This window comes from Thioalkalivibrio sp. ALE25 (genome assembly GCF_000377285.1).
Lineage (GTDB): Bacteria > Pseudomonadota > Gammaproteobacteria > Ectothiorhodospirales > Ectothiorhodospiraceae > Thioalkalivibrio.
This window is the reverse complement of the sequence record NZ_KB897944.1, coordinates 1-12,398: the sequence shown is the minus strand read 5'-3', so window position 1 is coordinate 12,398 and position 12,398 is coordinate 1. Positions and strand designations below refer to the sequence as shown.

Annotated in this window: 13 protein-coding genes and 1 pseudogene; 7 read left to right on the top strand and 7 right to left on the bottom strand. The window is 62.5% G+C overall.

The features are described 5' to 3' along the window. Positions 1–8: 8 nt before the first annotated feature. A protein-coding gene (locus tag C996_RS14450) for an IS3 family transposase (RefSeq protein WP_155985232.1) occupies positions 9–1,186 on the bottom strand; the annotation gives its coding sequence in 2 pieces (ribosomal slippage) (positions 9–919 and positions 919–1,186; 1,179 coding nt in all). Positions 1,187–1,778: 592 nt separating this feature from the next. Here C996_RS14450 and C996_RS0113605 point away from each other — a divergent pair. Beyond that, on the top strand, positions 1,779–2,438 hold the full coding sequence (locus tag C996_RS0113605; RefSeq protein ID WP_018867972.1) for a carbonic anhydrase: 660 nt from the start codon (positions 1,779–1,781) through the stop codon (positions 2,436–2,438). 926 nt (positions 2,439–3,364) lie between these two features. Here the strand turns inward: C996_RS0113605 and C996_RS0113600 are convergent. Further along, positions 3,365–4,048, bottom strand: coding sequence for a hypothetical protein (locus tag C996_RS0113600; RefSeq protein WP_231367149.1), 684 nt, complete (start codon positions 4,046–4,048; stop codon positions 3,365–3,367). A 160-nt stretch (positions 4,049–4,208) separates the two neighbouring features. On the opposite strand from C996_RS0113600, the gene C996_RS0113595 reads away from it, so the two are divergent. Beyond that, positions 4,209–5,387: a hypothetical protein gene (locus C996_RS0113595; RefSeq protein WP_018867970.1), complete on the top strand. Its 1,179-nt coding sequence runs from the start codon at positions 4,209–4,211 to the stop codon at positions 5,385–5,387. A 25-nt stretch (positions 5,388–5,412) separates the two neighbouring features. Further along, positions 5,413–6,024, top strand: coding sequence for a hypothetical protein (locus tag C996_RS0113590; protein WP_231367148.1), 612 nt, complete (start codon positions 5,413–5,415; stop codon positions 6,022–6,024). 241 nt (positions 6,025–6,265) lie between these two features. Here C996_RS0113590 and C996_RS0113585 read toward each other — a convergent pair whose 3' ends face one another. Together C996_RS0113585 and C996_RS0113580 are read right to left on the bottom strand one after the other, a co-directional pair. Further along, positions 6,266–6,916, bottom strand: coding sequence for an SOS response-associated peptidase (locus tag C996_RS0113585; protein ID WP_018867968.1), 651 nt, complete (start codon positions 6,914–6,916; stop codon positions 6,266–6,268). Between the two features lie 133 nt (positions 6,917–7,049). After that, on the bottom strand, positions 7,050–7,412 hold the full coding sequence (locus C996_RS0113580) for a DUF1622 domain-containing protein (RefSeq protein ID WP_018867967.1): 363 nt from the start codon (positions 7,410–7,412) through the stop codon (positions 7,050–7,052). A gap of 143 nt (positions 7,413–7,555) precedes the next feature. Here C996_RS0113580 and C996_RS0113575 point away from each other — a divergent pair, with 143 nt between their 5' ends. Then, a complete protein-coding gene (locus C996_RS0113575; protein WP_018867966.1) occupies positions 7,556–8,365 on the top strand; it encodes a Mut7-C RNAse domain-containing protein in 810 nt (269 codons plus the stop codon). 331 nt (positions 8,366–8,696) lie between these two features. Here C996_RS0113575 and C996_RS14625 read toward each other — a convergent pair. Then, a pseudogene (locus C996_RS14625) lies at positions 8,697–8,792 on the bottom strand (Txe/YoeB family addiction module toxin); the annotation flags it as partial. A gap of 269 nt (positions 8,793–9,061) precedes the next feature. Between C996_RS14625 and C996_RS0113570 the strand changes: the two are divergent. Both C996_RS0113570 and C996_RS0113565 read left to right on the top strand, forming a co-directional pair. Then, complete coding sequence (locus tag C996_RS0113570) at positions 9,062–9,316, top strand: YlcI/YnfO family protein (RefSeq protein WP_018867965.1); 255 nt, start codon at positions 9,062–9,064, stop codon at positions 9,314–9,316. A 22-nt stretch (positions 9,317–9,338) separates the two neighbouring features. Continuing rightward, positions 9,339–9,638, top strand: coding sequence for a type II toxin-antitoxin system RelE/ParE family toxin (locus C996_RS0113565; protein WP_018867964.1), 300 nt, complete (start codon positions 9,339–9,341; stop codon positions 9,636–9,638). 147 nt (positions 9,639–9,785) lie between these two features. Here C996_RS0113565 and C996_RS0113560 read toward each other — a convergent pair whose 3' ends face one another. Further along, complete coding sequence (locus C996_RS0113560; RefSeq protein ID WP_018867963.1) at positions 9,786–10,076, bottom strand: type II toxin-antitoxin system RelE/ParE family toxin; 291 nt, start codon at positions 10,074–10,076, stop codon at positions 9,786–9,788. A 4-nt stretch (positions 10,077–10,080) separates the two neighbouring features. Further along, complete coding sequence (locus C996_RS0113555) at positions 10,081–10,320, bottom strand: type II toxin-antitoxin system ParD family antitoxin (RefSeq protein WP_018867962.1); 240 nt, start codon at positions 10,318–10,320, stop codon at positions 10,081–10,083. A gap of 606 nt (positions 10,321–10,926) precedes the next feature. Between C996_RS0113555 and C996_RS0113550 the strand changes: the two genes are divergently transcribed. Further along, entirely contained in the window at positions 10,927–11,877 is a 951-nt protein-coding gene (locus C996_RS0113550; RefSeq protein ID WP_018867961.1) for a PDC sensor domain-containing protein, read from the top strand. Positions 11,878–12,398 lie beyond the last annotated feature (521 nt).

Below are 12,398 nucleotides of genomic sequence, written 5' to 3'. Positions count from 1 at the left end.
TGTGGTGGTCAAGTGATTTCGGACACCGCGTTAGGTGGATTGGCTGCCGTTGGTTGCTCGTAGATGCTGGGAGGCAGGTAGCCCAGCGTCGAGTGGATGCGAACGGTGTTGTAGAACCGAGCGATGTAGTCCGTGATATCCCGCCGCGCCTCGCCGTGGTTTGCGTAGCGGCGCTGCCAGACGCGTTCCGTCTTGAGGCTCAGGAAGAAGCGCTCGACGACGGCATTGTCCCAGCAGTTACCCCGGCGGCTCATGCTCGCCTGGATCTGGTGCCGGGCCAGTAGCCGCCGCCAGGCGGCGCTGGTGTATTGGCAACCCTGGTCGGAGTGCAGCAGCAGTCCCGGCTCCGGTTGGCGCTGCTCCAGCGCCATGCGCAGCGCCTCGCAGGTCAGGCTCGCCGGCATCTGCCGATCGAGGGCCCAACCGATGACCTTGCGCGAGTACAGGTCGAGGATGACCGCCAGGTAGCTCCAGCCGGTGGCGGTTGGGATATAGGTGATGTCGGACGCCCATGCCTGGTTCGGTCCGGCCGGGGTGAACTCGCGGTTGAGGTGGTTTTCGGCGACAGGGGCCCTGTCGTCGCGTTGCGTGGTGGTCACGAAGCGCCGCCGCCAGACGGGCCGCAGGCCGCGCTCGCGCATCAGCGTCCGCACCCGGTAACGGCCCACGACGGTGCCATCCGCCTGTAAGGCTTTTGCCAAACGCCGGCTGCCGTAGGTTCGCCCGGAAGCCGCGAACACCCGCTCAAGGTGAGCGCCAGCGGCGCAGGGCACGCTTGGGCGTTCGGCCCGTGCCCGCGCCTCGTAATAGCCGGCCCGGCTCACTCCCAGCAGCCGACAAAGACGATGGACAGGGCCTTCTCCGCTCAACCGCGTGATGCAGCGATGCATCACTTCAGTTCCCGGGCGAAGAAGGCCGACGCTTTTTTTAACAGCTCCTTGTCCTCCTTCAACCGCCGGTTCTCCTCCTCGAGCTGGCGAATCCTTTGTTGTTCCGCCGTCAGCGGCCGACCCTCGCCCGGTTGCCCCGTGCGCTCCGCCTTGAGCTGATCGACCCAGCGGCGAACGGCCGTCTCGCCTAGATCCTGATCCCGGCATACGACCGAGACCTCCAGACCGTCATCGACCACCATCCGGGCCACGCGCTCCTTGTATTCGCTTGAAAAACTTCGGCGCTTGCGTGCCATGGTTGTTCTCCTCGTCCAGGGGGTATCGTCCCACCTAACGAGGTGTCCACGGAAATTAGACCAGCTCAGAATACTCCCGGACCCGTGGGAGCTCAGCCCCCTGAGCGATCCGGCGCTCGACCCGACACCATCGGCCAGAGGGCTGGCCTCCCACAGCCCAGGACACCCCCGGTAGGTGGCTGCTTACAGGCGAAGGCTCCTGCCTGGGTCCGGCTTTGGCAGGGGCTTCCCTTGCGAGCAAGCTCCTACAGGGGACCGTGAGGGCCCGGGGCCCGACCTTGCCTTTTGCCCATGCTTCGACACCCCCGTACGTACCCAGATCTTGTTGGAGGACTCTCCGCGATGAGCCAGGAAGATCCGCGAGGGATGTTCCGATCTTGCGGGTTGGCTTCCAGCCTCGCAGGGGCAAAAGGTACGATCTGAGGCCGTGCCGCGTGCTGCCCTGCCCCGTTGACTGCGTTACCGAAGCGCCTTGTATGCGCCTTTCATTGTCCGGGACGAGTGGCTATAAGAAGAGTTATCCGAACGCAGAGAAACCCGCCAACGCGGAACGACGCATGGGTATGCGTCAGACAGGATTGGAGGCGTCGCCATGGCCACTTCGAGCACCGATGAACTGCTTCGCAATAATGAGCAATACGCCAGTGGCCAGCCGGTCCACGAACCCAGCCACCCCGGCGAGCAGCCCATCCAGCCGTCGCGGCGCGTGGCGGTCGTGGCCTGTATGGACGCGCGCCTGGATGTAGAGGACCTGCTGGGTTTGCAGACCGGCGAGGCACACATCATCCGCAACGCAGGCGGCGTCGTGACCGAGGATGCGATCCGCTGCCTGATCATTTCGCATCACTTGCTGAATACCAATGAGATCATCCTCATCCACCACACGCGTTGCGGAATGCTCGCCTTTACCGACGACCTTCTCAAAGCCGGTCTCGAGGGTGATGCGGCAGCGGAGCAGCTGCTCGGTCAGGCGACCGGTCGCACCTTCGTCAGTACTGGGCAGGCCTCAAGTAGTCCGGCCGCTTTCCACGCTTTTCGCGGTCCGCTCGAACCACTGGATTCGCCGCGCGACGACAACAACATGGAGCGCCTGGCGTGGGACGTCCGGCGGGGTATGTCGGTGATCAAGAATCATCCCTGGCTGCCCAGCAGTGGGCCCGACGCGGTAACGGTGCGCGGTTTCATCTACGACGTCGACACCGGCAAGCTCGAGGAGGTCAGCTACCCCGGGCCGATGGGATCGATCGGCTGACCAGCGCGTTTGGGCATAGGCGTTCGGACCTACGGGGCCAGATCTTGCCTCTTGCCCGAAGCCGACCGGACAGGTGAAACCACAAAATCCAACCCCGCGCCGACCGAGAAAAACGGGGACAGATTTATTTTCTCATGCCTGATGAGGAAGAGGACACCCATCTTCTTCCAGGCGCCACACCGTCATGCCGGCCGGTGCGAAGCGCTGAGTCGGGATCTCTGACGTCAGGGGTACGCTTCGGGGTCAGACCTTGCCTTTTGCCCCCCCAGCACTACCTGCGGGTACGCTTCGGGGTCAGACCTTGCCTTTGTACGCTTCGGGGTCAGACCTTGCCTTTTGCCCCCCCAGCACTACCTGCGGGTACGCTTCGGGGTCAGACCTTGCCTTTTGCCCCCCCAGCACTACCTGACGCTTCGGGGTCAGACCTTGCCTTTTGCCCCCCCCCAGCACTACCTGCGGGGAGAAAGAGGACACCCATCTTTTCCCTGACGGCAATCGGTCATCCCGGCCGGAGCGAAGCGCAAAGCCGGGATCTCTGACGTCCGCTCCGGCCACGGAGCCCGAGGTCCCGGATAACCGCTTTGCGGTTTTCGGGATGACGTTGCAGGCTGGACGAAAGGACAATTCCTGGAACGATCCGGCCGGTTGCCGCAGTTTGGACAGGTCAACTAGGGGTCAGACCTTGCCTTTTGCCCACGAATCAAGCGAGAGGCAAAAGGCAAGGTCTGACCCCATGGGTGACCTGTTTGCCCACGAATCAAGCGAGAGGCAAAAGGCAAGGTCTGACCCCATGGGTGACCTGACCCCATGGGTGACCACGGGGACAACGAGAGGGCCGAGGCGCGCCCGCCGGCGCACCGACATTCCCTTAGGCCTGCCCGCAGATTGCTCCGGAGGGAGAGGTTGGTTCGATGTGTCGAGGCCTATTAATTTCCGCGTAGGCGACGCTCAGTCACGATGACTACTCCCGGAAAGAGACGACCGGATTGCTCGTTACGGTAATTTGAGCAGTCATACGGAAAATAACAGGCATAGGCTGTTGGTTTACCCCTAGCCCTCTCGAATTTCCGTTTATCCTCGAGCCACGTATTAACTTTCTCGCGAACCCCTTTGAGGTCGACCTTGCCCTTCTCATCAAGACCCTCACTCAGCGGGATGTACGGGACAACGAAAGTGACAGCTAATCGGTAATCGGCTTCATCAATGCTCAGTTTGCCTGCATCATCCCACGCCTGCTTCATGCTGGCCTGAACCTGCGTGGCCCCCGAACTCCGGTTGCCTATGGATTGCCAGGCCTGCTTGGCCTCGATAGCGTACGATTCGTCCTTATTCGAAATGTATAGGTCGCAGCGGCCATTTACATCTTGATCGACATTCACTCGCTTCCTGGTCGCAAACTCTTCAAGCGCTGCCCACTGGCGGTTCTGCCCCGAGAGGCGCCATGCCGCGCCGGCGAGAATACTTATGGATGCGCGCTCAATGTGCCACCAGCAATTATCGAATTGTTCGTGGTGCTCGCAGTAGTGCTGGACGGTCGACAGCCACGACGCAAGGAGCGGACGGAGATTCGTGTAGTCATCGTTCGCGGTCATTTCAGTAATATCATCCATAACGGGTTTCTAACACGAGGGATGAGTGTGGTCTACCTGCAGGTGACGGATACTCCCTGTCGTAGTGAACTAGGAGCTGACGAAGGAGGCGGACTCAGTCAACTCTCTGGTTATGAGACGATAGGTTACAGGACGATACGCAGGCACAGGGGAGGTGCGCATGTGGATGATGGCCGGGATCGTCACGCTTATTGGCCTGGCGATGTTGTTTTACCGAGAGCGACTGGAGGATCGCTGGAGGCCGGTTCGGTTTTCACCGGTGGACACGATGACGGGGCAGCGCCAGGAGCGACCGCCGGAGGATGCGCTGTACAACTCCAGGGACCGGCGCCACCTGGCGCCTCTGGAGCGCGTGGGGTTCCACCACGCGCCGGACGTGGTGTTTCGCGCCAAGCGGCGACGGTGGTGGGACGCGGTGTTCACGGGGGTAGGCCTGTCCGTCGCGTGCCGCACGGGCAATCGCGCGTTTGACCGGGCCTTTCACCTGGTCAGTGATCAGGATTCCATCTGCCGTGCGCTGAAGACCTGTGAAACGACGCAGCGCTTGATGCTTCAGATCATGGAGATCTGCGAGACCAATGGCTATCGGTTCCGACAGCTACGCGTCCGGGACCAGCAGGTCTGGGTCGAGGTGGTTTCGCGACGGGGTCATGATCGTCTTCCGACGGTGGAGTTAGTGCGGGCGTTCATGCCATCGCTTCGCGAATTGTCAGCCGCCCTGGATGGGGAAATTCCGGAAGCTGCACGTGGACGCGGCGATCGCTCCGCGTGGAAGGCGGCGTTGATGACCGGAATCAGCACGGCATTGTTGATTACCGGGGTCGTTCACTCTGCGGGACGGATCTACGTACCGCTTCCCAATCTGGTCGCTCCGGCAACCATGGTGCCACTGGCAATGGTATCCGGCGCAGTGATTGTGGGGGCGCTGATCGCCCTCACCATCGCGTGGCTGGGGCGCACGTCCCGAACCCACCTGGTCGTGCTGGAACTCGTTCTGGTGGGGTTCATCGGTGCCTCCATCACCAGTTACAGCCTGGCCCGGGAAGCCAACATGACGTTGGACTTCTCGCCGCCGGAACTGCACGTGGTGGAAGTGTTGGATAAAACCTATTCGCCGGGATATCGTCGCACCAGCTACTACCTGTGGCTCAAAGGCTGGGACGGAGCCGTTGATCGCGACAGAATTCTCGTCGGCAGGAGTTTGTACAACGAGGCCGACAAGGGCGGCCAGTTGCTGCTCAAGGAATACCCCGGTCGACTCGGGTTTACGTGGGTGCGGCTGGAGACGGAAGTGCCTGCCGGGCTTGTCGCCGGGTATGACGGGGTCAGACCACGGTAACCCTCTGTCGGCTGGAAACCCATGTATGAACGATAGGCCTATTCGACCGATGAAAAATCCGACGATATTCAGCCAGGAGCTATCGGCCGCGGCGCTGCATCTGCACCGGTTCTTTGAGGCCTTCAAGGGTGGCTCTCCGGAGCCGGATGACAGCCCGGGTTTTATGGCCACGGAAGGACTCGACCGGCCGGGAGAATTTCTGCAGTGCCTGCTGGATGTGATTCGGGTTAACTTCGATCCGCACGCCCCGGGCACCCTATTCCTGAACTCGAACATTGAGCTGATCAGCGAGGGGGTGCGGCCGGACGGGTTCAGCCTGGCATACGGCTCGTTGGTGTCCGGCCCGGACGAGGCACTCGAATCCTTCTGGGAGTCGGACGTCCTAACCTATCTAGGCGCATGCGGCTGCGATCTCCCGGAGGCCCATGCGCTCTACGTGATTATCACGACCGGTCCGGAACGCTTCCAGATCGGGCTGGCGGATGCGGCCAGTACGGCGCTCGACGGAACTCCCGGCCACGATCAGCGCCAAGCCAGCAAAGGCGGAATTGAATCCTTTGGCTTCTGCATGGACCCAGCACTCGGAGATCGCCTGCGGGTCTCTGTGTGGGCATTCTCCGCCCGAGATCCCGGATGACCTCCCAGGCTGTTCGTACGCTTCGGGGTCAGACCTTGCCTTTTGTCCCCGCATCAACGGTACGCTTCGGGCGTCGGACCTTGCCTTTTGCCCCCGCATCAATGCAGATCAGCCTCGAAAAAGGGGACACCCATCTTCTCCCTGGCGGCAGACCGCGTGGTCTCCGGGGTCAGACCTTGCTTTTTTCCCTTGGTCAGCTAAGGAGGCAAGAAGCAAGGTCTGACCCTCTACCACCTTCCGATCAGCGCTTCGGCTCGATCAGGCCCGGGTCGTCCTCGACCGGTCGATTCACTCGGCTCGAAACGGCGTAATAGCGCAACATGTCCGGCGGAAAGCGGCGAGTCTTGGCCCGGATGTCGTCACGCTCGGACAGTCCCGGATCGAGCCAGTCCCACCGACACTGTGCGTCGAGTATCAGCGGTTGGCGGTCATGGATATGTGCAAGTGGATCGTTGGCGGGTTCAGTGATGATCGCGCAGCAGGCACCCCCATCGACCATGGGTTCCCAGATACCCGCCATCATCAGGATCTCCTGCGGTGCGCCCTCGGCCAGGGTGATGTAGTACGGCTGCTTGCCCTGTTCGGTCTTGCGCCATTCGTACCAACCATCGGCCAGCACGATGCATCGCCGGTGCGCAAACGCTGATCGAAAATACCGACTGGTGGCGACCGTCTCGGCCCGAGCGTTGATCGGTCGCGGCCCGTCCTCGACGCGCCTCGGCCGAAAGCCCCAGAACATCGGCTGGAAGGCCGCTGGCGCATCCTCGCCGGCCCAGAACGCTTCCAGATGGGTACCGGGGGCAACGTTGTACCTGGGTACGTCGAACCCCTCGTCGACGGGGATCTGGAAGTACCGCATGGCGAGTTCGCTGGTCGCGCTATAGCGCGTCATCCGTCCGCACATGGCTTCTCTCCCTCCTGGGGTCGTGGGGGTAGCAGCATTCTCGTGTGGCCGACCTCACGATCGCCTCCCAGTGCTGCTCCAGCATCATCACACCGGACATTGGCCCACCGCTGCGAGTGGGTCAGGTCTTGCTATCGTCCTCCGACTGGTTCCACGGGAGACGGCCCTCGATCTCCAGGTGCAGGGCAAACACGAGCAGTGTGCGTATGAGAATAATCAGGGCCAGCATGAGTACGCTTTCCATGGAGTACTCGATCGCTACGGTCATGATGATGTCGGCCGCGACCAGGAACTCCAGTCCGAGAATCAGGCCGCGCACGCTGCGACGGCGATAATCGACGTAGGCCTCGTGTGTGCTCATGCGGCGCATGTTGACCAGCCAAACCACTGTTGCCAGCACGAAGCCACCTATGATCACGGCGATGCCGACTGCTTCGAGCCCTAATACCAGTGCGTTGGCGATCTGAAGAAAGACATCGTTCATGTCTGCATCCTTTTCGGGTCAGCGACTTGCGGCAAGTCTACTGCCGGCGGTTGGTCGCCGCCCAATGTTGAACCGCCAGGAGTCTGTCGGGCCCGGGGGAAGAACGGGGCTGAAGCGCGCCTCTTCCGTGGGGTGGTTTCGGTATGCTCGAAGGCATGTGCCCGCCCAAGGACCGCGAATCCGCACCCCTCGGCCGCGCGACCGCGACCTTCCGGTTGCATGCCGAGCTGAACGACTTCCTCGCGCCCGAACGGCGATACCAGAGCTTTGAACACGCGTTCGACGGAACCCCTTCGGTCAAGGACCGCATCGAGTCGCTGGGCGTGCCGCACACGGAGGTTGACCTGGTACTGGTCGACGGGCGGGCAGTGGATTTCGGCCACCGGCTGCGCGGCGGTGAGCGGGTGGCGGTCTACCCGGTGTTCGAGGCCTTCGACGTAGGCGACGTCTCCCGCCTGCGACCCCAGCCGCTGCGCGAACCACGCTTCATCCTCGATGTGCATCTGGGCCGGCTGGCCGGTTACCTGCGTGCGCTGGGCTTCGACTGCCTGTATGCCAACGATTTCTCCGATGAGTACATCATCCGCACCGCGCAGGACGAGCACCGCATTATCCTCACGCGTGACACTGGCCTGCTGAAGGACGGCCGGGTGACTCACGGGCGGTACGTGCACGCTACGGACCCATTGCAACAGCTTCGCGAGGTGGTCGACCGCTTTCAGCTCGCCGGGCTGTTCGAGCCGTTCTCGCGTTGCATGCGGTGTAACGGCGAGCTCCGGTCGATCGATGGCGCTGCACTCGCCGACTCGGTCGAGCCGAGCGAGGTGCCGCCCGGGGTGCTCGAGCGCTTCGGCGCGTTCGTGCGCTGCAGCGGCTGCGGCCGAGTCTACTGGCCCGGCAGCCACTACGATCGACTGCGCCAGCGCTTCCGGGCGGTCGGCATCGACATCTGAACCTGTGCGGCCTGGCATGATCTCCGAGGTCACCAAGCCCCTGAAAACGGTGATCTGCAGGATGTTCAGAAGCCAGTGCGCAGGCCCCGGATAGGGCGCGTTACACCCGGGAAACGGGGACAGGTTGACTGCTGATGACGGGGTCGGACCACGGGAACGTGCTGTCGAAACAGGGCTTTCGTGCGCCCAACGTCGGCTTCCGGACCTTCAACAAGGCATTTCGCCCCCTAAATGGGGCCTTCACGCACCCTGGATAATCCCAGTGGCCTCGGGGTGTCCAGCCTTGGCTTTTTCCTATGCGCGCCCGAGCCGAGGGATAGGTCGGCTCGCATCACAGCGTGTCGTAATGACCGCCGATCGCGAAGATATAGATGGCTTGATCGTCGAAGCTATAGATCAGGCGATCCCGGGCGGAAAGACGCCGGGACGGAGAAAGAGGACACCCATCTTCTTTCAGGGGCCACACCCTCATCCCGGCCGAAGCGAAGCGGAGAGCCGGGATCTCTGACGTCCGCTCCTGCCCCGGCGGCCGAGATCCCGGATAACCGCTGCGCGGTTTCCGGGATGACCATGCGGGGGGCTGCCCTTCACGGCGCGCCTGATGCACCGGGGAGAAGAGCGGCCAGGACTGTTCCACGGATGCTCACTGTATTGCATTTGCGATACAGTGCGAGAAGGTCCTTCCGGAGACTTGGTATGAAGAACACGACGTTACCGGCCCTGCGGGTCAGCGATGGTTTTCGGCACCAGGTGGAGCAGGCCCTTGGCGAGGGAGAAACGCTGTCGGCCTTTATCGAGGATGCCGTTCGCCACGAGATTGACCGGCGACAGGCCCTGGCCGAGTTCCTGGCACGCGGTCTGGAATCCGCGCGCAGTGCCCGGGAAACGGATGAGTACTATCCGGCCCAATCGGTGCTGGACGATCTCGACCGTCTGTTGAGCAAGCAGTAACCCGCCAACTGGAGTCTCAAGGATGAGTTACTCGGTACGATTTACGGCGCCGGCACGCGAAGATCTCCTGCGGCTTGTCGCTTTCCTGGTGGAGCGCGATCCGGCGGCCACGGCCCAGGCCCGCGCCGCCATCGGCGAGGCGGTATCGCTCCTGGAGCGCTTTCCGCTTAGCTGCCGCATGCCCGACGTCTCCCACCCCCGCATCCGCGAACTCCTGATCCCGTTTGGACGCTCGGGTTATGTCGCCCTGTTCGAGATCGACGATGCCAAAACAGTCACCCTGCTGGCGTTTCGGCACCAGCACGAGGACGACTATTTCTAAATACGGAGAAATCGCTGCAAAGGGTTCAGACCTTGCCTTTTGCCCCGCCCGGCCAACTTTGACGCAAGGGGGCCTCTGATTCCGACGGGCTCTCTCCCGGCCACACGGGGACGAAGACCAGGATCGGATCGTGTGCCTTCACATTGCCTACGGCGCGTCTCCCTCCCAGTCCTCGTGCGCGTGGCGAATACGGATGATCAGGATCTCATCACCTTCGAGCTGGTACAGCACGATGTGTGCGCCAACGGGATGAACCCGAACGGGTGGTGAGATTTCCTTTCGCTCACGCGCTGCACGAGGGTTTTCCGCCAGAAACTCGAAAGTTGCAGCTAGAAGGCTGTGGTAGTGCTCTGCCTGTTGCAGGCCGAATTGCTCGACACTACTGCGGAATATCTCGATGACGTCGTCTTCCGCCTTGCAGGTCAGGGCATAGCGCATGAGGTTAGCCTTCAGCGCTCTTCCTGGAGGCTCGCTTCAGATCTTCCATCGTTCGCTCGCCACGACCGCTTTCCAGGCCTTCCGTGGTGAGCGCCTGCAGGTGCGCGATCTTTCGCGCACGCTCCCGGTCGCGGCGGATCAGGTCTCGCACGTAATCACTACTGTTGCTGTACTGGCCGGATTGCGCCTGCTCCTCCACCCAGGATTTCATGGGATCGGGTAGCGAAATGTTCATTGTGGCCATGGTGGCCTCCGCGTCTTTTTCTGGCAAAGTTTGCCACAAATATAGGCCAACATCCTCGGATCGTCGATAAACATCGATATCGGAAGAGGACACCCATCTTGTTCACATGCCGCCACAGCCCCCTTCTCCGGTAGGAGCCCAGCCCTCTGGGCGATGGGGCGCTGGACATGCCCGATCGGCGAGAGGGCTCGCCTCCTACAGTAGGGAGGCTTCAGCCTCGGTGACGAACAGGCGCAAGCGCTTTGGGGCGGCATCGTCGTTCCGGTGATGGCTGGCTTCTCGCGCAGCTCGCTGACGGAACCTGCGGGGATCAGGTGCATTTCGCGGGCTGGCGCTTGTCTTTTGCCACTGTCTCGGCCAGAGGGCCGACCTAAGCTGTTGAGCGCGCGCCGCGCTGTGGTAGCTGTCTCTACGAATAGTCCCATCAAGGGGCCACTTATAGCCCGTAATGGCGACACGCCCAACGCCGTGGCCTATCCGACGTCAGGATGCGTCAAGTCGGTTGTTGCGCCACCGACGGTGCTGCGGCACCCTCGCGAGACGGTCGCCCCTGGCGGGCGCGTTCCCATCGGTATCCTCCGAGCGAAGGCCATGAGTGAAGCGACAATGACGGCGGTGGCCCGGCAGCGACTGCTCCTTCAGGGGCAACTGTCGACCGCCCTGGCGCGGCTGGTGGGCCCCTGCGCCGAGAGGTGGGGCGATCGTGAGGCCCTGGAGCAGCGACTCGCCGTGGCCCTGGGCGCGCTGCCGTCCTGCAAGTACCTCTATGTGCTCGATCCGCGCGCTCACCAGGTGACCGCCAACGTGTCCCCGGAAGGCCCCTTGCCGGACCAGGCCGGGCGGGATCGCAGTACCCGGCCCTACATGGCCGATGCCCTGGCGGGTGCCGAATTCTCCATGTCGTCGGCCTACATCAGCCGCAATCGGCGCCGCCCTACCCTGACGGCCGTGCAACGTCTGACCGAAAGCGACGGCACACTGCTGGGATTCCTGGGGGCGGACTTCGACCTGCGGGAGCTGCCCCTGACCCGCGACCTCTATCAGCAGCCGGACCAATGGATGCAGCTGAAGGGGGATCCAGCGATCCGCGGGGGCCTGTTCAACCAGCATCGGGTGGACAGCCCGCTCGACACCCGGATCGACGAGGTACTGGATCTCCTGACCGAGCTGGTGGCCGCCCACGGCGTATTCCACGGCAAGCTGCATTTCTCCAGTTCCCGGGCCACCTTGTGGCTGCGCGACGACCCGTTCCGCTACCGCTTGCTGGACTACGAGGACCTCACGGATCCCGGGATCTGTCTCGCCTATCCCCAGCGGTCCTACCCCGAGGAGGCCTTACTCTCCACGGATCAGGTCGCAGCGGTGTTCCGTACCTTCCGCGAGCTGCGCTTCATGGACGACACGATCTACCTGCGCTCCGGCTCCCTCAATATCTTCAACGGCATGGTTGGCCTCAACTTCTCCTGTGATGGGTCCCACTACATGAGCGGGCAGGAGTTTCTCGCCAAACGCCTGGACTTCTGGCTGGGCTCCGGAGAAGAGCACGAACGCCCGTAACCCCTCGGTGCCTGGATGTCTGCCTTCGGATTGACCCCACATCGCCCCGAGCGGAGAGACGGCGAAGCGTGAGGAAGTGGGCGCCCTTCTCCTTCCACGCGCCACACCGTCATCCCGGCCGGAGCAAAGCGCAGAGCCGGGATCTCTGGCGTCCGCCCCGGCCCCGGAGCCCGAGTTCCCGAATAACCGCTGTGCGTTTCCGGAATGACCGCCTGTTCGGAACTTCGCCTGCAAGCAGGCTTGTATGTTTACCCGTGGCAGGCCTAGAAAGGGTCTGTCGGGGTGGAGGGACGAAGCTGGCATCTGGCCTGTGGCACAGACGGTAGGAGAGTTCGTCCCACCCCTCACCTTAAACGCCGATAAGGAATCGATCGGCTCGGGACCGACGATAGATGGCAAGCCAGCGTTCGGTGAGGCCCCGACAGACCACTCCAAGCTAGCTCGGGAGGTGTGATGATGGCAACGCATCGGATCGGGGTCGATGTCGGCAAGGCCGAGTTGTGGATCAGTATTGACGGTGA

What these genes read in the sequence shown, in the direction of transcription:
- C996_RS0113605 (WP_018867972.1), top strand. Translation starts at nt 1,779, where the DNA reads ATGGCCACTTCGAGCACCGATGAACTGCTTCGCAATAATGAGCAATAC.
- C996_RS0113600 (WP_231367149.1), bottom strand. Translation starts at nt 4,048, where the DNA reads ATGGATGATATTACTGAAATGACCGCGAACGATGACTACACGAATCTC.
- C996_RS0113595 (WP_018867970.1), top strand. Translation starts at nt 4,209, where the DNA reads ATGTGGATGATGGCCGGGATCGTCACGCTTATTGGCCTGGCGATGTTG.
- C996_RS0113590 (WP_231367148.1), top strand. Translation starts at nt 5,413, where the DNA reads ATGAACGATAGGCCTATTCGACCGATGAAAAATCCGACGATATTCAGC.
- C996_RS0113585 (WP_018867968.1), bottom strand. Translation starts at nt 6,916, where the DNA reads ATGACGCGCTATAGCGCGACCAGCGAACTCGCCATGCGGTACTTCCAG.
- C996_RS0113580 (WP_018867967.1), bottom strand. Translation starts at nt 7,412, where the DNA reads ATGAACGATGTCTTTCTTCAGATCGCCAACGCACTGGTATTAGGGCTC.
- C996_RS0113575 (WP_018867966.1), top strand. Translation starts at nt 7,556, where the DNA reads ATGCTCGAAGGCATGTGCCCGCCCAAGGACCGCGAATCCGCACCCCTC.
- C996_RS0113570 (WP_018867965.1), top strand. Translation starts at nt 9,062, where the DNA reads ATGAAGAACACGACGTTACCGGCCCTGCGGGTCAGCGATGGTTTTCGG.
- C996_RS0113565 (WP_018867964.1), top strand. Translation starts at nt 9,339, where the DNA reads ATGAGTTACTCGGTACGATTTACGGCGCCGGCACGCGAAGATCTCCTG.
- C996_RS0113560 (WP_018867963.1), bottom strand. Translation starts at nt 10,076, where the DNA reads ATGCGCTATGCCCTGACCTGCAAGGCGGAAGACGACGTCATCGAGATA.
- C996_RS0113555 (WP_018867962.1), bottom strand. Translation starts at nt 10,320, where the DNA reads ATGGCCACAATGAACATTTCGCTACCCGATCCCATGAAATCCTGGGTG.
- C996_RS0113550 (WP_018867961.1), top strand. Translation starts at nt 10,927, where the DNA reads ATGACGGCGGTGGCCCGGCAGCGACTGCTCCTTCAGGGGCAACTGTCG.